Annotated in this window: 17 protein-coding genes and 2 tRNA genes; 7 read left to right on the top strand and 12 right to left on the bottom strand. The window is 67.2% G+C overall.

From position 1 onward, the window contains the following. Window positions 1-87 precede the first annotated feature (87 nt). The 4 genes from ACFTSF_RS00330 to ACFTSF_RS00315 form a co-directional block, all read right to left on the bottom strand. Complete coding sequence (locus tag ACFTSF_RS00330) at window positions 88-672, bottom strand: hypothetical protein (RefSeq protein ID WP_380151753.1); 585 nt, start codon at window positions 670-672, stop codon at window positions 88-90. Next, on the bottom strand, window positions 669-1,229 hold the full coding sequence (locus tag ACFTSF_RS00325) for an RNA polymerase sigma factor (protein WP_344160692.1): 561 nt from the start codon (window positions 1,227-1,229) through the stop codon (window positions 669-671). The genes ACFTSF_RS00330 and ACFTSF_RS00325 overlap by 4 nt, the downstream gene beginning before the upstream one ends. Before the next feature lie 51 nt (window positions 1,230-1,280). After that, the gene (locus ACFTSF_RS00320) at window positions 1,281-1,892 is read right to left on the bottom strand and encodes an FMN-binding negative transcriptional regulator (protein WP_380151752.1); all 612 of its coding nucleotides are present in this window, start codon (window positions 1,890-1,892) and stop codon (window positions 1,281-1,283) included. 277 nt (window positions 1,893-2,169) lie between these two features. Then, a complete protein-coding gene (locus ACFTSF_RS00315) occupies window positions 2,170-3,462 on the bottom strand; it encodes an epoxide hydrolase family protein (protein ID WP_380151751.1) in 1,293 nt (430 codons plus the stop codon). Window positions 3,463-3,538: 76 nt separating this feature from the next. Between ACFTSF_RS00315 and ACFTSF_RS00310 the strand changes: the two genes are divergently transcribed. Genes ACFTSF_RS00310 through ACFTSF_RS00300 form a run of 3 tightly spaced genes read left to right on the top strand, consistent with a single transcriptional unit; the run spans window position 3,539 to window position 6,074 of the window. Next, complete coding sequence (locus tag ACFTSF_RS00310) at window positions 3,539-4,489, top strand: threonine/serine dehydratase (protein WP_380151750.1); 951 nt, start codon at window positions 3,539-3,541, stop codon at window positions 4,487-4,489. 41 nt (window positions 4,490-4,530) lie between these two features. Further along, window positions 4,531-5,514, top strand: coding sequence for a GNAT family N-acetyltransferase (locus ACFTSF_RS00305; RefSeq protein ID WP_380151749.1), 984 nt, complete (start codon window positions 4,531-4,533; stop codon window positions 5,512-5,514). Between the two features lie 8 nt (window positions 5,515-5,522). Further along, window positions 5,523-6,074, top strand: coding sequence for an AAA family ATPase (locus ACFTSF_RS00300; protein ID WP_380151748.1), 552 nt, complete (start codon window positions 5,523-5,525; stop codon window positions 6,072-6,074). Here ACFTSF_RS00300 and ACFTSF_RS00295 read toward each other — a convergent pair. Beyond that, window positions 6,024-6,704: a nucleotidyltransferase domain-containing protein gene (locus ACFTSF_RS00295; RefSeq protein ID WP_380151747.1), complete on the bottom strand. Its 681-nt coding sequence runs from the start codon at window positions 6,702-6,704 to the stop codon at window positions 6,024-6,026. The two genes, ACFTSF_RS00300 and ACFTSF_RS00295, sit on opposite strands and share 51 nt — an antisense overlap. Window positions 6,705-6,738: 34 nt before the next feature. Between ACFTSF_RS00295 and ACFTSF_RS00290 the strand changes: the two genes are divergently transcribed. Together ACFTSF_RS00290 and ACFTSF_RS00285 are read left to right on the top strand one after the other, a co-directional pair. After that, window positions 6,739-7,125 carry a hypothetical protein gene (locus ACFTSF_RS00290; RefSeq protein ID WP_380151746.1) on the top strand — a complete coding sequence of 129 codons (387 nt, stop codon included), beginning with the start codon at window positions 6,739-6,741 and terminating at the stop codon, window positions 7,123-7,125. Between the two features lie 59 nt (window positions 7,126-7,184). After that, window positions 7,185-7,658, top strand: coding sequence for an NUDIX hydrolase (locus ACFTSF_RS00285; RefSeq protein WP_380151745.1), 474 nt, complete (start codon window positions 7,185-7,187; stop codon window positions 7,656-7,658). Window positions 7,659-8,547: 889 nt separating this feature from the next. Here ACFTSF_RS00285 and ACFTSF_RS00280 read toward each other — a convergent pair. After that, window positions 8,548-9,186, bottom strand: coding sequence for a DUF402 domain-containing protein (locus tag ACFTSF_RS00280; RefSeq protein ID WP_380151744.1), 639 nt, complete (start codon window positions 9,184-9,186; stop codon window positions 8,548-8,550). 108 nt (window positions 9,187-9,294) lie between these two features. On the opposite strand from ACFTSF_RS00280, the gene ACFTSF_RS00275 reads away from it, so the two are divergent. After that, window positions 9,295-9,702, top strand: coding sequence for an NUDIX domain-containing protein (locus ACFTSF_RS00275; RefSeq protein ID WP_380151743.1), 408 nt, complete (start codon window positions 9,295-9,297; stop codon window positions 9,700-9,702). A gap of 321 nt (window positions 9,703-10,023) precedes the next feature. On the opposite strand, the gene ACFTSF_RS00270 is transcribed toward ACFTSF_RS00275, so the two are convergent. The 6 genes from ACFTSF_RS00270 to gyrB form a co-directional block, all read right to left on the bottom strand. Further along, window positions 10,024-10,096: transfer RNA gene (locus ACFTSF_RS00270), tRNA-Ala, on the bottom strand. A 12-nt stretch (window positions 10,097-10,108) separates the two neighbouring features. Then, window positions 10,109-10,240 carry a DLW-39 family protein gene (locus tag ACFTSF_RS00265; protein ID WP_238176512.1) on the bottom strand — a complete coding sequence of 44 codons (132 nt, stop codon included), beginning with the start codon at window positions 10,238-10,240 and terminating at the stop codon, window positions 10,109-10,111. A gap of 31 nt (window positions 10,241-10,271) precedes the next feature. After that, window positions 10,272-10,348, bottom strand: a tRNA-Ile gene (locus ACFTSF_RS00260). A gap of 96 nt (window positions 10,349-10,444) precedes the next feature. Beyond that, on the bottom strand, window positions 10,445-11,374 hold the full coding sequence (locus tag ACFTSF_RS00255) for a DUF3566 domain-containing protein (protein ID WP_380151742.1): 930 nt from the start codon (window positions 11,372-11,374) through the stop codon (window positions 10,445-10,447). Next, entirely contained in the window at window positions 11,374-14,031 is a 2,658-nt protein-coding gene (gyrA, locus tag ACFTSF_RS00250; protein ID WP_380151741.1) for a DNA gyrase subunit A, read from the bottom strand. Before gyrA ends, ACFTSF_RS00255 begins: the two co-directional genes overlap by 1 nt. A gap of 90 nt (window positions 14,032-14,121) precedes the next feature. Then, complete coding sequence (gene gyrB, locus ACFTSF_RS00245) at window positions 14,122-16,218, bottom strand: DNA topoisomerase (ATP-hydrolyzing) subunit B (protein ID WP_380151740.1); 2,097 nt, start codon at window positions 16,216-16,218, stop codon at window positions 14,122-14,124. Between the two features lie 289 nt (window positions 16,219-16,507). Here gyrB and ACFTSF_RS00240 point away from each other — a divergent pair, with 289 nt between their 5' ends. Next, a complete protein-coding gene (locus ACFTSF_RS00240) occupies window positions 16,508-17,137 on the top strand; it encodes a hypothetical protein (RefSeq protein WP_380151739.1) in 630 nt (209 codons plus the stop codon). Window positions 17,138-17,139: the final 2 nt, after the last annotated feature.

Below are 17,139 nucleotides of genomic sequence, written 5' to 3'. Positions count from 1 at the left end.
ACCCGCAAACAACCCGTGACAATCCGAGCACAAACTGTCACGCCATGAAGGTGCCGAGGGCAACGATCTTTGGTGATGCGGACGATGTCAGCGCCGGGGAGCCGGAAGTTTCGGCTCCTCTGTCGGAATGTGGATCTTGGGCGCATCCACCGGAACACACGGACCGAACGTCCCGCTCATCAGAGTCGCGACCTTCGTCAACCGCTCGGCCCCGGACGTGCCACCCTCCAGTAGCAGCGTCCTCCCGCGGCTGCCGTAGTCGGCCGGCCAGAGCACCATCACCGGCGGCTGCCCGTTCGCCCGGATCATCGTGAGCCGGCTGTCCGCGTCTCCCGGTGGCTTTCCGGCGGGCGTCCGGCGGCAGGTCTTCCCCGCCGGAAGGAAGTCCACCTCGGCCGGCACACCGGCGGCCCGGAGCCGCTTCTCGAGTCCCTCGGCACCTTCCGCCCGATAGATCGTCACCCGCACTGTGCCGTCCGGTTGCGTGACCACCGCGTACGCGGGTGAACTCGACCCGAGCATCGGTACGGCGACCGCCGTACCGGCCGCGAGTGTCAGGCAGGCGGCGATACCGACCAGCAACCGCTTCGGCCGTTTGCGGCGGATGTCGGCCGGCCGCTCGGCGACGACCGTGCGGAGCTCAGCCAGCAGTTTGTCTTCGAAGGTGTTCATGAGGTCATCTCCGTGGGAGTCGGTGCCAGATGGAGTGACTGCGACCTGAGCCGACCGCGGGCCCGGTGCAAGCGGACGCGGAACGCGGTGAGCCGGATGCCGAGCACCTGGGCGGCGTCGGCCGGGGAGAGGCCGTCGAGCGCGACCAACTCCAGCGCCGCGCGTTCGCCGTCCGGCAACTCGTCCATCGCCCGCAACAGCGCCCGCGCCGACGCCTCGGCATCGATCCGCTCCTCCAGCCGCGTGACGTCGTCCGCCGTGAGCAGCCGCCGGCCCGAGATCCGCTGGTTCGCGCGCAGCTCGCGAGCATGCCGACGCTTCTCCGCGGACACCACGTTCCGGGCGATCCCGTACAGCCACCCGACCGGCGTTCCGAGGTTCGCCCGGTACCCGGCCGCCGCGTCGATCGCCGCCAGGAACACATCCGCGGTCAGATCCGCAGCCAGGTACGGGTCGTCCACCCGCCGCGCCACGAACCGCTGAATCCGCTCGATGTGCTCGGTGTAGAACGCCTCGAACGCATCCGGGTCCCGCCCGATCTCGGCAATCTGAGTCACGTCCGTCCTTCCGTCGCAGTCGGAAGTACTTGGCCCGGGAGGTGCCTGACGTTACGTCCGATGCTCCTCGACCGCAGACGCCGCTTGCTCTTCCCCGTCCGCCCGCAGTCCCGCGATCACCCCGTCCACATCCGCGACCGACCGGTTCTGCGACAACTTCACCTTCGCCTCGACCCGCGTGATCGCGACCTCGACCCCGACGATCGCCCGCAGTTGCCCGTTCACGAACTTCTCCGGCGCATCATCCACCGACCACGGCTCAGCCCGCGCCCCCTCGTGCAGATCCGTCAACCGCCGTACGAGGTCGCCGACCCAGACCGGATCGTCGTGCACGGTCAGTACGCCGTACACGTGCGCGGTCACGTAGTTCCAGGTCGGGACGACGCGCCCGTGCTCCCGCTTGGCGGCGTACCAACTGGGGGAGACGTACGAGTCCACCCCGCGCATGATCACCAACGCCTCACCAATCACGGGCCGCTGCCACTGCTCGTTGTTCCGAGCAAGATGCCCCCGCAGCACCTTCCGCTCCGCGTCATACACAAACGGCAACATCGTCGCCAACAACCCGCCATCCGTCATCGTCACCAGATCAGCCGCCCCACGCCGACCCAACAACTCCTCAACCTCGTCATCCCCAGCACCAAAATGCGCAGGCACATACATCCAAACTCCCACCCTCGACCAACACCCCACCCTGCCCCGCCTCCGGCGGTCCCGCCCAGATCCAATCCACCCCGCCTTCTCGACCGAACCGGCCTACACACCACGCCCAGATCCAGATCGGCGCGCCTTCCCCACTCAAACCGGTACCGACGGCCGGTACCTGCTGATCGCGGACCGCCCCCACTCACCAACTCCCGAGGAACCTCCACCACCACGCTCAGCAGCTCGTCGAAAACCGCCGCCGAAGGCACTTGGTGAGTGTGGGCGGTCCGCCCCTCTACCGCAGCCGGCGGAAGAAGTTCTGCAGGTCGGTGGCGAGCAGGTCGGGGACCTCCATTGCGGCGAAGTGGCCGCCGCGCTCGTACTCGGTCCAGTGCGTCATCGCGCCGGCCGGGTCGACCAGGCTCTTGATCGCCGTCTCCGCACCGAACACCGCGACACCGGTGGGTGGCGGGGTCACCGTTCCCCAGGCAGCACCGGCTCCGTCGGAGCCCCAGTCGCCGCTCGAGTCGTCCGAGGCGGCGCTCGCATCGTCGGAGCTCCAGGAGGAGCTGGCGTCCGCGCTTTCATCGGAACCCCAGTCGCCGCCGGACTGCTGGGCGAGCATCGCCTTCCACGCCTGCATGCCGTCGTACACGGCGTGGGCCGAGGAAGCACCGGAGCCGGTGAACCAGTACAGGCTCACGTTGGTCAGCAGTTGGTCGCGGTCGACCGCCTCTTCCGGCAGCTTGTGCGCGGGGTCGGTCCACTCGGCGAACTTCTCCACGATCCAGGCGAGCTGCCCGATCGGCGAATCGTTCAACCCATACGCCAGCGTCTGCGGCCGCGTCGACTGCAGAGTCAGATACCCGAGCCCATCCTCGAGATACCGGTTGAAGGCCTCAGCTCGAGTCTGATCCGACTCCGACAACCCCTCGGTCGACACCGGCCCACCGAACGGCGCCGCCGCGATCACACCAGCCAGATGCGCCCCAACCACATGCGCGGCATCGATCATCGTCAACATCCCGGTCACCCCGGATCCGGCGTCGGTGCCATGCGCGGCGTACCGGTCGTAGCCGAGGCGGCTCATCAGCTCGGCCCACATCTGCGCGACTCCGAACAGGTTGAACCCGGCCGGGCCGAGCGGGGTCGAGAACCCATACCCGGGCAGAGACGGTACGACGACATCGAAGGCGTCGGCCGCATTGCCGCCGTACGCGACCGGGTCGGTCAGCCGGCCGATCATCGCCTGGAACTCGACCGGCGACCCCGGCCAGCCGTGGGTCAGGATCAGCGGCAGCGCGTTCGGTTCGGCCGACTTCTGGTGGAAGAAGTGGATCCGCTGGCCGGCGATCTCGGTGGTGAACTGCGGGATCGCGTTCAGCGCGGCCTCAGCGGCGCGCCAGTCGTAGTCGTCGGCCCAGTACGCCGCGAGCTCCCGCAGGTAGCCGACCGGAACCCCGCGGCTCCAGTCGTCGACCGCCGGTGTGACCGGCCAGCGCGCCGACCGCAGCCGGGCCCGCAGGTCGTCGACCTCGGTCTGCGGGATCTCGATGGTGAAGGGCTGGATCTCCGTGTTTGTCGTCATGTCCCCAACGGTAGGAACAATTGCGGCGGACTTGCTTCCGCAATTATCTGCGACTTTCGCGTGAGATTCTGAGGCCGTGCCGACCCGCCTGGACACCGCCCGGATCCGTGCCGCCCGCGAGGTCATCGACCCGGTCTTCCTCGATACGCCGCTCTACGAATGCGAAGCGCTCGAACCGGAACTCGGCTGCTCGGTCAGCATCAAGCTCGAGACCGCGAACCCGGTCCGCAGCTTCAAGGGCCGCGGTACCGAACTCGTCGCCGCTCAACTGACCGGCGACGCCGCGGTCTGCGCCAGCGCCGGCAACCTCGGCCAGGCCCTCGCCTGGTCCGGCCGCAAACGCGGTCTCGACATCACCGTCGTCGCGTCCCGGTTCGCGACCCCCGCCAAACTCGACCGCATCCGCGCCCTCGGCGCGACCCTCGAATTGGTCGACGGCGACCACGAACTGGCTCGCGACCGCGCCGCCGAGATCGCTCGCTCGACCGGCATCCGACTCGTCGAGGACAGCCTCGACCTCGAAACCTGCGAAGGCGCAGCCACGATCGGCCTGGAGTTGGTCGACATACCCTTCGACACCGTCCTCATCGCCCTCGGCGGCGGCGCGATGGCGACCGGCATCGGTCACGTCCTGAAGGACCTTGCCCCCGGCATCGAGGTCGTCTGCGTCCAACCGGCGGGCGCTCCGGCGATGACGTTGTCCTTCCGCGAGCAGCGCGTCGTCACCACCGAGTCCGCCAACACCATCGCGGACGGCGTCGCCGGACGGCGCCCGATCCCCGAAGTACTGGCTGACCTCCTGCAGGTCGCCGATGACGCCGTACTAGTCGAAGAGTCGTCGATCATCGCCGGCGTCCGACTGCTCCACACCCACGCCGGCCTCGTCGCCGAACCCTCCGCCGCCCTAGGCCTGGCCGCCCTTCTCGAAAACCCCACCCGCTTCGCCAGCCGCCGAGTAGCCACCATCATCTGCGGCAGCAACGTGAACCCACCCGACCACCACCGCTGGATTCAGACCGACCGATAAACGCGTGGCGAGGACGAGCGGCAACCCATAGCGTGCGATGCATGTCCAAGGTTGTCGTGCCAGTGACCGTTCGCGACCTGACGCTCGAGGATCTGCCGACCTTGGGGGAGTCTCCATCAAAGCTCACGTCGATGGTCAAGGAACTGGCCCGCGCCCAGGTCGGCGAGGTCGACTACCTGGCCGTCTGCGGACCGTCCGGCCAACCACTGGGCTACGGAGCCGTTGACTACACGAAGCCGGCGGGCGGAGCGACGATCTACCAGCTGACAGTCCTGGGCCCATTCCAATCCTGCGGTATCGGCACGATTCTCATCAGAGCGCTGGAACACAACATCCGCACCCGAGGCATCACCTTCGCCGAACTGGGCATCGATGACGCCAGCCCCCGCCCGCAAGCTCTGTACGAACGCCTCGGCTACACCGTCAGCGGCAGCGAACTCGGCGCATGGGACATCGACACCCCCGACGGCCCGGCCCGCTACGAAACCACCATCACCCTCCTCCGCAAACAACTACTCCACCCACCTGCCTTGGACTCTTTGGACTCCGCGCTCCCGCGGGACATCGTCCGCCAGCTCGAGTCACCGCGCTCAGTGAGCCAGCTCGCCGACGACCTGCAGGTCACGGATGCGCGAGTGCTCTGGTACGTCGAGAAACTGGCGGCGGCCGGTCTTGTCGCGCAAACGGACCATCTCTGGGTGCGAACGCCACTGGGCGTCGACTACCTCGGTACGCCGCAACCAGCCACCGACGACACCACCGTGCTCCCGGGGCGCACCACCTACGACTACCAGCAGGCCTTCGCGGACTCGCAAGCGGGCATGTTCGGCTCCACGTTTGTCCAAGCCTCCGGCGAACACGGCGGCCGAGTCCCACACGCCCGCGCCGTCGAGTTCAACCAGCGCCTCCAGGACCTGATCGCCGAGTACTTCGCCCCGGACCGCATCGACCGGTCCGCCACCCCGAAGTACGGCTTCCACTGGGTGTTGACCCCCACCGACCTCCACCCACTCGACGAGGAGTGAACGCTCGTATGCGCGCCACTGTCTACTTGATCGTCGGCCTGCCCGGCGCGGGCAAAACCACGCACGCCAAACAACTGGAGCTCGAGGCCCCGGCCCTCCGCCTCACCACCGACGAGTGGCAGATCCTGTTGTTCGACTACGAAAATCCGGAGGACCGGCGCGACCTCGTCGAAGGCAAGTTGATCGAGATCGGCATGCGCGCCGCTCAGCTCGGTACCAACGTCATCCTCGACTTCGGCTTCTGGAGCAAGGACGAACGCTCATCCCTGCGCTGGATCGCCGCCGCCGTAGGCGCTCGATGCCAAGTCGTCTACCTCCCCATCGACGCTGAAGAGCAACGCCAACGCATCACGCACCGCTTCACCACCACCCCCGACCAGACCTTCACCATCAGCGATGCCGAGCTGGCCGAGTGGCGAACCGTCTTCGAACCCCCGGACCAAGCCGAACTAGACGGCACCCACCTCGCGCCCGCCCCACCGGACCACCCCACCTGGTCAGCCTGGGCCTCACACCGCTGGCCGTCCCTCCCCGAGCTGGCCGAGAATCCAGTCAGATAAGAACAGCGCCACCTCGACCCGCCGCTCCGCGTCCGCCAGGAACAGTTCGCCGTACAGGCTCTCGACGTCCGGAGGTCCCGCCAGATCCCGGAGATGCGGCCGCACCGAACTGTTCGGCGGCAACGGCCGGTCGTTCGCCGCCCACAGTCCTTCGATCAGAAACCAAGACGTAGTCGACGCAACAAACGCGGCCTTCAACAAGTCTCCGCCCGCGACAGCGACCCGGATCTTCTCCGCCGGATACCGAAGATTCGCGGCGACCTGAGCCCGCTCCACCTCCGAGACCTCGTACCCCGCGAACCGCTCCACAGCCTGCTGCCGCAACCGCGACAGAACTCCAGCCGGGTCGTGGAGGATCCGCCCATCCAAGTACGCATACACGTGCATCGGAGTCTTCTCCAACGCCTCCCGAGCGCCCCGCTCGTCGGCGTACCCCCACTCAACCGGCACCCCACCCCGCACCTCATGCAACGCCGGCCGACTCACCCCGTCCGCGAGAATCACCCGCAGATCAACATCAGTCCCCGCCAACGCATCCCCCCGAGCCACCGACCCCGTCAACAGGACGCCCACCACCTCCTCGTCCCGCTGCGCCTCGGCAACAAGCTCCGCCACCAACTCTTCGTACATTCCCAACCTTTCGCATCACCGCGATGATGTGGTCGTGAGCAACGATCCGCGACTCGTGTTCCTGTTCGACGACTCCGAGGTGCACATCTTCCAGTCCCTCGCCGCTGCCGAAGGCTGGATGGAAGCGCCTGATGTCGTCGACGGCGAATACACCGCCGCCCTGACCGACACCGGCCAGGTCATCAGGATGACGACGACAGCCAACCACGAGGTCGTCCTCGAACTCACTGACGAAACCAACCCCACCAAGCTGCGCCAACTCCTGAGACAACACAGCGCCGAAGCCGGCCAACCAGACACCGACCTCGACCCCATCGACTTCGCCAACCGCTACTGGCAACTCGAATGGGACACCCGTTGGCCCAAATGGCCCCGCTGGCTGGACAAACGACTCCACCCCCACGGCCCAACCCAGGCATAGAACGACTCCACGCCGTACGGCGGTCCGTTCTGTCGGACCGCCCTGGCAGTCTCCACTCCATGCCGATTCCAAGAGCAGCCGCCGTTGTCGTCGACGGTCCCCGCGCCCTCGTGATCAAGCGCTACCTGCGACACCAGTCAGCCGGCGCCTGCGTCATGTGCGAGGCCAGCGCCCACAACACTCCGGACTGCCCTGGCCACCACTACGCCGTACTACCCGGCGGCCACGTCGAACAAGGCGAGACCCCCGAGAACGCAGCCCTACGAGAGCTGACCGAGGAAACCACCCTCACCGCCCGAGTCGACCGCCTCCTGTGGACCGGCCAACACAACGGCAGACCCGCCTCGTACTTCCTGATGACCGAAGTCACCGGCACCCCAGCCCTGTCCGGCGACGAAGCCGAAGCCCAGACCCCCAACAACATCTCCGAACTGATGTGGATCGGACCCAACAAGTTCGACGACCTCGGTCTCTACCCCGCCGACATCAGATCCCCACTGACCGACCTACTCAGCCCGCCACCGCTTTCCTGATCACCTGCACATCCCCATGGAGCAGCGACCTCTCCCGCTCCCAGCCGTCACGTCGCCCCGACTTGTACTGTGTGAGCGGTGGACGTGCTAGGCATTGAGGTCGACCCGTCACTGCTTCACCGCTGGGCCGGCTGGCTCGCGCCGCCCCGTCAGCCCTTCTTCCTAACCCCCACCGAAGCGGCCGAACTCAAGCTCACACCCGAAATCCCCGCCCCCGCCCTATCGCCCGAGCTCCGCGACACCTATGAGTTCTGGAACCTCGCCAACGACCTAGAAGTCGTCTGGCTCGACGAAGCCGCGTTCCACGCTCAGCCGCGCGACGTACGCGCCGAGCTGATCCGAGCCCAGACAAGACACGGCCGAGGAGCAGTACCCACCATCACCGATTGGGCCGACCTCCTCGACGCCCAGGTGCTACGCGACCAGGCCGACGGACACCAATTTGTCTGGTGGCCAACCCTCGTCGAGCCTCACCGAGAAGCCGTCCTCAAACGAGTCGTCAGCGAATGGCAATACCCCTGCCAACGCCTGTCCGTACCCGACGAGATCTGGCACGCCGCCTCAACCATCCTTCCCCAAGCCCGCCCCCTCAGCGGAACCTTCGCCAAAGGCAGCAGAGGAAACCCCTCAGCCAACGGAAGCGCAACCTCCTGCTTCGCCACCGTCATGGCAGCAGCAGGTGCCCAACACCCCGACGACGAGCCCTTCGAATCCTGGCTAACCACTCACAGCACCCCCGAAGGCCACGACGACCTCCCAGGAACCGTCCTCGTCTGGCGCAACTCCCAAGGCAACAACACCCACGCAGCCGTAACCTCGGAGCCGGCTGGGCTCTCCAGGACTAACCCTCCACCGCCACACCCTGAACAACCCAACCTAAAAGCGAAGGTCAGCCGAACGCCACTTCGGTGTCCCAGTACGGCGGCAGGTCGGCGGGTCGCCACGACGGATCGGGACGGAAGTCCGTGTACCGGCCGTCGAACGGGAACCGGCCGGCCTCGATGTCGCCGGTGATGCGCTCGCCGGCGGCGCGGATGCGATCCGCCTCGGCTGCCGTCCAGTACGCCGGATGGTCGACACGCTCGGCCAGTTCGTCCTCGTCCTTCAGCGACCAACTGCGATCCGGCGCGACCAGGATGTCGAGCGCATGATCGAGGACGTCGATCCCGGCCGACCAACGACGTACCGGCGACTCCAGGTTCACGTACCAGCCCTCGAACCGCATCTCCAGGTCGAAGAACCACCACACCGAATGGTCAGCCCCAGGTTCGGTACGGATCAACACGTGTCGGCCATCCCATGGCCGCGGCCAAAGCATGGACGGCGTACAGTCCCGCTCCGCCAGCGACATCTTCCGAATCAACGCGCCGTCCCGAGTGCCCCGCAGCATGCAGTCCGACCCGGCCGCAGTCCAGGTAAGCAACGCCTCCGCGTCATCCCGCACGACCCGCGTAGTCTGCACCGCCGCAATCATCCCGTTGAGGTGCACATCCCGACGAGCAATCGACCGCCCAACAGCAAAAACCATCGCGCCATCGTACGGCCCAAGAGACTTCCCGACTGGTCGCAAACTAGCGCACGCTCACTCGCATCTTCCGCGTCTGCACGAGAGTGCGTTCGCGCTTAGAGTGCCGCCATGGTTGCCCGGATCCCGATCTCAGTCGCTGTCCTTGTGCGCGACGGCCTCGTGCTCCTCGTGCATCGCCATCCATCGCGTCGGTGGTACCCCGATTCCTGGAGCTTCTCCGCCGGCGGACATGTCGAGTCGGGCGAACTGCCTCGCCAAGCCGTCAGTCGCGAATGCCTCGAAGAACTCGGTATCCACATCCACGACCCGCTACCCATCCCGATGACAGTCAGCGATCCGACCCTCGCCGTGCACGCGTTCCTCATCACACGCTGGAACGGAGAGCCTGTCAACGCCGCCCCCGAGGAGCACGACGACCTTCGCTGGTTCCGGCCCACCGAGCTCACAAACCTGAAGATGGCCCACCCAGAGAGCCTGTCAGACCTCCGAAACGCCATCCAGCTCGCAACCGGCTAACCACCCGCCGAGCACCACGAAAGACCCCCGCCAACCACCCGCAGTCACCCGCGGGCGGCAGCCCGCAACGCGCGCGGTAGCGCGCAGAGCTTGGGGTGGGTGGGGCGGCTGCGTAGCACGCGACGAAGGAGTGGGCGTAGCTGCCGCGGGGGAGAAGAGACCCCACCGCGGCGCCCAGCCACAGCAGGGCGAGCGAAGCGAGACCCGTAGGGGGTGCGGGTGGCGAAGCCCCCGCCCGCGGCAAGCGAAGCGCAGCCGCACAAATGACGAAGGCGACCCGGTCCGCGCTTTCCGCGGACACGGGTCGCCCATCGACCTTCGTGGAGACGAGGGGACTTGAACCCCTAACCCCTGCCTTGCAAAGGCAGTGCTCTGCCAGTTGAGCTACGCCCCCGTGGTGGGGTGGTCAGCGGCCCGGGGTGACCGGGTCGACGGCCTCGGCCCAGAGGTCCTTGTCGGCGCGGGACTGCTGGGTCTTCTTGTAAGCGAAGTATCCACCGATGCCGGCCAGCAGCACCAGCAGGATCTTTCTCAGCACCGGGACTCCTCGGATCGGGGGTTTCACGATCTGGTGGGCCTAACTGGATTTGAACCAGTGACCTCTGCCTTATCAGGGCAGCGCTCTAACCAACTGAGCTATAGGCCCGTATCTACGGGGTCGAACCTGGGAGAGATTACCGCACCAGGTGCCTGTCTCCCAAACCGGTTCCGGCCGGGCCCACCAAGGCCCGGCCGGAAGGGGTCAGTCCTCTGAGGCGAGCGTGACTTCGAGGCCGCCGAGGAGGGTGGCGGCGATGTTGTAGAGGAAGGATCCGAGGGTGGCCAAGGCCGTGATGATCAGCACATCGGCGCAGGCGAGCAGGGTGGTGAAACCCATCACCTTGCCGGTGTTGATGTAGTTCTCGATCCGGAACGGCTCGGTGTTCGGGTTGCCGAGGACCTCGGTGACGGTGCTGTTGATGTTCTCGAAGACGCCGGCGGCGCCGATCGCGGACCAGACGATGAAGACCGCGACCCAGGTGACGATGCCGAAGGCGATCGAGAGCAGGAACGCCGTCTTCATGACCGACCACGGGTCGATCCGGGACATCCGCAGCCGGGCCTTGCGGGTCTGGCCCTTCGCGGACGCCTTGGCGTCCCCGAGCTCGACGCTCTCGCTGTCGGACTTGCTGGTGACAGCGGCGGCCTTGTCGAGGACGGCCTGACGGGCCGCACTCACCTTGTCACCGAACGACTCGGTCTTACCGCCGAAGGTCCCCGGCTTGTCACTGCGCCCAGTCAGCCCGTACGACGATCCGCCGTCAGCAGGCTTGCCCGCAGCCGGCGTCGCGGTCGGCGACCACGGTTCCGGGCGGCCCGGCGTACTGGGTGCTTGGGTGGGCCGGGCGGTGCTGGGCTGGGCCCCCGGACGGACCGGCAGCTGCTGTGCGGGGCGGGCCGGCGCTCCGGCCGTCCCGCCCGGTCGCTGCTGCTGCGGGCGGAGCTCACTGGCCGGCCGCTGCGTGCTCGGCGGCGGCGTGGCGGCTCGGCCGTTGCCACTGGGGCGGCCGTTGCCGGATTGACCGTTGGAGGTCGGAGTGGCCGGTGTGGACTGCTTCCCGCCCTGCGCGGGGCGCTGAGACTTGGAGCTGTCCGCACCTTCGGGCCAGGTCGGCCTCGCGCGGTTGGTCATCAGTTACCCTCCTGGCCGGCTTCGTCGTCTTTGACGGTAGCCGCGCCGTTCACATCCGTCGAACGCTCGTCGGTAGTACTGACGCTCCCAGACGGGGTTTCGGTTGTCGAAGCGTCCACATCCTGGGACACGGCCGCCTCGACGCCCTCGGCCTCTTCGGCACCCTCGGCGCCCTCGACGGTCAGGTCGGTGTTCCGGGCGATCGCGACCACGGCATCGGACTCGCCGACCCCGGCGAACCGGACGCCCATCGTGTCCCGGCCCTTGACCGGCACGCTGTCGACCCGGCTACGGACGACCTGGCCGCTGGCCTTGATCGCCAGCACCTGGTCCTCGTCGACGACGATGATCGCGCCGACCAGCGAACCGCGCTCGTCGTTCAGCTTGACCGCCTTGATACCGAGCCCGCCGCGACCCTGCTGCCGGTACTGCGACACCTGCGACCGCTTGGCGTAGCCGGCGTCGGTGACGGTGAAGACGTACTGCGCTTCCTCGTCGTCGCCGGCCCGGATGACCGACATCGACAGCAGTTCGTCACCCTCGCGGAACTTCATGCCGGTCACACCCGAGGTGGCCCGGCCCATCGGGCGGAGCTGCTCGTCGTTCGCGGTGAAGCGGATCGACTGGCCCTTGCGCGAGACCAGCAGCAGGTCGTCGGCCGCACTGGCCACGTCGGCGCCGATCAGCTCGTCGTCGTCCTCGCGGAAGTTGACCGCGATGATGCCGCTCTGCCGGGCCGAGTCGTAGTCGGTCAGTGCCGTCTTCTTGACCAGGCCCTTCTTGGTCGCGAGCACCAGGTAGTCGGACTGCTCGTAGTCGCGCAGCGTCAGCACCTGCGCGATGTCCTCGTCCGGCTGGAAGGAGAGCAGCCCGGCCACGTGCGAACCCTTGGCGTCGCGCGCCGACTCCGGCAGCTGCCACACCTTGGCCCGGTAGACCCGGCCCTTGGTGGTGAAGAACAGCATCCAGTGGTGGTTCGTGGTGGCGAAGAAGTGGTTGATCTCGTCCTCGGCCCGCAGCTGCGCACCGCGGACGCCCTTGCCGCCGCGGTTCTGCGTCCGGTAGAGATCCGCCTTGGTCCGCTTCGCGTAACCGCCGCGGGTGATGGTGACCACGACGTCCTCGTCCGGGACCAGGTCCTGGACGGACAGGTCGCCGTCGGCCGCGATGATCTCGGTACGACGCTCGTCGCCGTACCGCTCGACGATCTCGGCCAGCTCGTCGCGGACGATGTTCCGCTGCCGGACCGGGTCGGCCAGGATGTCCTCGAGGTCGGAGATGATCGCTTCGAGCTCGGTGAGCCGGTCGACGATCTTCTGCCGCTCCAGGGCGGCCAGCCGGCGCAGCTGCATGTCGAGGATCGCCTGGGCCTGGATCTCGTCGATCTCCAGCAGGCTCATCAGGCCCTGGCGCGCGTCTTCCACGTCGGGGCTGCGGCGGATCAGCGCGATGACCTCGTCCAGCGCGTCCAGCGCCTTCACGTAACCGCGGAAGATGTGCGCGTTCTTCTCGGCCTCGCGCAGGCGGTACCGGGTCCGCCGCTGGATGACCTCGATCTGGTGGTCGATCCAGTGCGTGATGAACAGGTCGAGGCTGAGCGTGCGCGGTACGCCGTCGACCAGCGCCAGCATGTTGCAGCCGAAGGTGTCCTGCAGCTGGGTGTGCTTGTAGAGGTTGTTCAGTACGACGCGCGGCTGGGCGTCACGCTTGAGCACGATCACCAGGCGCTGGCCGGTCCGCGACGAGGTGTCGTCGCGGATGTCGGCGATGCCGGTCATCTTGCCGGTGTTCACCAGCTCGGCGATCTTCTGCGCCAGGTTGTCCGGGTTGACCATGTACGGCAGCTGGCTGACGACCAGGCTGGTCCGGCCCTTGGCGTCTTCCTCGATGTCGACCACCGCGCGCATCGTGACCGAGCCACGACCGGTGCGGTAGGCGTCGTCGATGCCCTTGTAGCCGACGATCAGGGCGCCGTTCGGGAAGTCCGGGCCCTTGATGTGCTCCATGCACGCGGCCAGAACTTCTTCCTGGGTGGCGTCCGGGTTCTCCAGGCACCAGTTCGCCGCGGCCGCGACCTCGCGCAGGTTGTGCGGCGGGATCTGGGTCGCCATCCCGACCGCGATGCCGGCCGAGCCGTTCACCAGCAGGTTCGGGAAGCGGCTGGGCAGGATCACCGGCTCCTGAGAGCGGCCGTCGTAGTTGGGGCGGAAGTCGACCGTCTCCTGGTCGATGTCGCGCACCATCTCCATCGCCAGCGGGGCCAGCCGGCACTCGGTGTACCGCATCGCGGCCGCCGGGTCGTTACCCGGCGAACCGAAGTTGCCCTGGCCCTGGATCATCGGCGCCCGCATCACCCACGGCTGCGCGAGCCGGACCAGGGTGTCGTAGATCGCGGAGTCACCGTGCGGGTGGTACTGACCCATCACGTCACCGACGACGCGCGAGCACTTGGAGAAACCGCGGTCCGGCCGGTAGCCGCCGTCGTACATGGCGTAGAGGATCCGGCGGTGCACCGGCTTGAGGCCGTCGCGCACCTCGGGCAGCGCGCGGCCGACGATGACGGCCATCGCGTAGTCCAGGTACGACTGCTGCATCTCCGTCTGCAGATCGAGGGGCTCGATCCGGTCGTGTCCAGGAGAAATGGGGGTCTCGGTCATCTGATGCTCGTCCCGTTCGTGTCAGACGTCGTACGTCGCTGAAGTCGGCGCTGGAGTGGTCGCGGCCCCACACCTGCGGGGCCGCGGCACTCAGATGTCAAGGAACCGGACGTCCTTGGCGTTGCGCTGGATGAAGTTCCGGCGGGCCTCGATGTCGTCACCCATCAGGGTGGCGAAGGTCTCGTCGGCCCGGGCGGCATCGTCCAGGGTGATCTGCAGCAGCACCCGGTTGGCCGGGTCCATCGTGGTCTCCCACAGCTCCTGCGCGTTCATCTCACCCAGACCCTTGTAGCGCTGGATGGCGTTGTCCTTGGGCAGCTTCTTGCCGGCCTCGACACCGGCCTCGAGCAGGCCGTCCTTCTCCCGCTCGGTGTAGGCCAGCTCGTGCGGCTGGTTGCTCCAGCGGATCTTGTACAGCGGCGGCTGCGCAGCGTAGACGTGGCCACGCTCGATCAGCGGCCGCATGAACCGGAACAGCAGGGTGAGCAGCAGCGTCCGGATGTGCTGGCCGTCGACATCGGCGTCGGCCATGATCACGATCTTGTGGTACCGCAGCTTCTCCTCGTCGAAGTCCTCGTGGATACCGGTCCCGAGCGCGGAGATGATCGCCAGTACTTCGTTGTTCTGCAGAACGCGGTCGATCCGGGCCTTCTCGACGTTCAGGATCTTGCCCCGGATCGGCAGGATCGCCTGGTACTTCGGATCCCGGCCACCCTTCGCGGAGCCACCGGCCGAGTCACCCTCGACGATGTAGACCTCGCACTCCTCCGGGTTGGTCGACTGGCAGTCGGACAGCTTGCCCGGCAGCCCGCCGCCACCCAGCAGACCCTTGCGGTTGCGGGCCAGGTCGCGCGCCTTGCGAGCGGCGATCCGGGCACTCGCGGCCGCGGTGGCCTTGCGGATGATCTCGCGGCCCTCCTGCGGGTTCTGCTCGAACCAGGCGCCGAGCCGGTCGTTCACGACCCGCTGGACGAAACCCTTGACCTCGGTGTTGCCGAGCTTGGTCTTGGTCTGGCCCTCGAACTGCGGGTTGCCCAGCTTGACCGAGATGATCGCGGTCAGGCCCTCGCGGATGTCGTCACCGGTGAGCCTGTCCTCCTTCTTCTTGATCATGCCCTGGTCCTCGCCGAACGAGTTGACCAGTGAGGTGAGCGCGGCCCGGAAGCCTTCTTCGTGGGTGCCGCCCTCGTGGGTGTTGATCGTGTTCGCGAAGGTGTGCACGGACTCCTGGAAGGAACCGCTCCACTGCATCGCGACCTCGAGGCTGAGCGAGTTGTCGGCCTGGGCGGCCTCGAACGCGATCACGTCGCGGTGCACGGTCTCGCGGATGCCGGTCAGGTACTTGACGTAGTCGACCAGGCCCGCGTCGTACTTGAAGGACTGCTCGACCGGGTTGCCGTCCTCGGTGTGGTCCGGCCGCTCGTCGCGGATGACCAGCTCGAGGCCCTTGTTCAGGAACGCGTACTCGCGGAAGCGGGTGGTCAGCGTCTCGTACGAGTAGACCGTCGTCTCGAAGACGTCGGCGCTCGGCCAGAAGGTGATCGTGGTGCCGTCGGAGTCCGATGTGCCGACCTCGGCCAGGTCGGCGTCCGGGACGCCGACGGTGAAGGACTGGGTGTAGACCTTCGCGTTCTTGTGGACGTCGACCTGGAGCCGGCTGGACAGCGCGTTCACGACCGATACACCCACGCCGTGCAGACCACCGGAGACCTTGTAGCCGCCGCCGCCGAACTTGCCGCCGGCGTGCAGGACGGTCAGCACGACCGTGACGGCCGGCTTGCCCTCGGACTCGACGATGTCGACCGGGATACCGCGGCCGTTGTCGACGACGCGGACGCCGCCGTCGGGGAGCAGGGTGATGACGATCTTGTCGCAGAACCCGGCCAGCGCCTCGTCCACCGCGTTGTCGACCACCTCGTAGACCAGGTGGTGCAGTCCCCGCTCACCGGTTGATCCGATATACATACCGGGCCGCTTGCGGACTGCGTCGAGACCTTCGAGGACCTGGATCGCGCTGGCGTCGTACTCCTTCTCGACGACGCTGGACTGGATCTCGGTCAGCAGTGCTTCTTCTGGTACTGCTGCTTCTGCGATGCCGGTGCTGTCTGCGGACGTTGTTTCGTCGATCTCGGTCGGCTCGTCGGTCACCGGCTGTTGTCCTCCTCGGACCCCGCGTTCGCGAGGCATCGCGGCACAGTGGAAGCCGCCTCTACAGTGTTGTTAGGGGCACGGCTCGTCGTACTGGGTCCATCTTACCCGTCGACCGAAGCAGAACCTGCCACCAGCCGCCTGAAACTCACCTCAGGGCGTCTTTTCGCCCTCCTCGCCATGTCCCCTCTCGCGGGTGGGGGGCCGGAAAGCGCTCACGGGCGCTCAGTGGCCTCCGGTCGTTTGACCACTGACTCGGTACGGCGAGGTGGCCACGGACCGGTCCAGACCGCCCCGCGCGCACCCGCTGCCCCTTAGGATCGCTGCCGTGGAGAGTCTCGACGACGTCATCGACGACCTGATCGCCGACCGGGTGATCCGCCGGCACCGGCGGACCTGGCTGATCGTCATCGGCGTCGTCATCGCCGCGGCGCTGCTGGTGCTGGCCACCGGCGGCTGGAAGCAGCGGGTCGGCCGGGCCGTCCCGACCTATGACGCACCGGCGACGGTGGCGGCCGGTCGGTTCGAGTTCAGCTTCACCAAGGCCGAGATCATCCGGGAGCCGAAGACCGAGTACTCCGCCGCCAAGGCCGAGCTGCGGGTCTACTTCGACGTCCGCAACATCGACACCGAGGAACACGCGAGTACCTCGGTCCGGAACGAGGTACTGCGGATGGTTCCGGGCGGCGGCGCGGATCTGGTGAAGTCCAACGGTGCCAGTTGCCGCGGTGAGACGGGCTGGGCGATCGTGCCCGGCCTGCCGCCGGAGAGCTGTTTCACCAAGTTCGAGATCGCGCCCGACTTCGCCGCGGACCAGATCGAGGTCGGCATCCTCGGTGAGCAGTACATCTCCGACAACGGGCTGATCGGTGCGAACGAGGACCCGTACTGGCAGCAGCCGAAGGCGGCCGCGGTCGTCCGGATGAAGCCGACCGTGGTCGTCAAGGAGGAGAAGTAGGA

Origin of the sequence: Kribbella sp. NPDC056951 (genome assembly GCF_042674205.1) — a bacterium.
In the GTDB taxonomy this organism is placed as follows: Bacteria; Actinomycetota; Actinomycetes; order Propionibacteriales; family Kribbellaceae; genus Kribbella; species Kribbella yunnanensis.
The sequence above is the reverse complement of the archived record's forward strand: the minus strand, read 5'-3'. Positions and strand labels throughout refer to the sequence as shown.

Excerpts from the sequence above, each read along its gene's own strand:
- ACFTSF_RS00315 (WP_380151751.1), bottom strand. The coding sequence starts at position 3,462 with ATGACGACAAACACGGAGATCCAGCCCTTCACCATCGAGATCCCGCAG.
- ACFTSF_RS00305 (WP_380151749.1), top strand. The coding sequence starts at position 4,531 with ATGTCCAAGGTTGTCGTGCCAGTGACCGTTCGCGACCTGACGCTCGAG.
- ACFTSF_RS00330 (WP_380151753.1), bottom strand. The coding sequence starts at position 672 with ATGAACACCTTCGAAGACAAACTGCTGGCTGAGCTCCGCACGGTCGTC.
- ACFTSF_RS00255 (WP_380151742.1), bottom strand. The coding sequence starts at position 11,374 with ATGACCAACCGCGCGAGGCCGACCTGGCCCGAAGGTGCGGACAGCTCC.
- ACFTSF_RS00275 (WP_380151743.1), top strand. The coding sequence starts at position 9,295 with ATGGTTGCCCGGATCCCGATCTCAGTCGCTGTCCTTGTGCGCGACGGC.
- ACFTSF_RS00295 (WP_380151747.1), bottom strand. The coding sequence starts at position 6,704 with ATGTACGAAGAGTTGGTGGCGGAGCTTGTTGCCGAGGCGCAGCGGGAC.
- ACFTSF_RS00285 (WP_380151745.1), top strand. The coding sequence starts at position 7,185 with ATGCCGATTCCAAGAGCAGCCGCCGTTGTCGTCGACGGTCCCCGCGCC.
- ACFTSF_RS00280 (WP_380151744.1), bottom strand. The coding sequence starts at position 9,186 with ATGGTTTTTGCTGTTGGGCGGTCGATTGCTCGTCGGGATGTGCACCTC.
- ACFTSF_RS00320 (WP_380151752.1), bottom strand. The coding sequence starts at position 1,892 with ATGTATGTGCCTGCGCATTTTGGTGCTGGGGATGACGAGGTTGAGGAG.
- gyrB (WP_380151740.1), bottom strand. The coding sequence starts at position 16,218 with ATGCCTCGCGAACGCGGGGTCCGAGGAGGACAACAGCCGGTGACCGAC.
- gyrA (WP_380151741.1), bottom strand. The coding sequence starts at position 14,031 with ATGACCGAGACCCCCATTTCTCCTGGACACGACCGGATCGAGCCCCTC.
- ACFTSF_RS00300 (WP_380151748.1), top strand. The coding sequence starts at position 5,523 with ATGCGCGCCACTGTCTACTTGATCGTCGGCCTGCCCGGCGCGGGCAAA.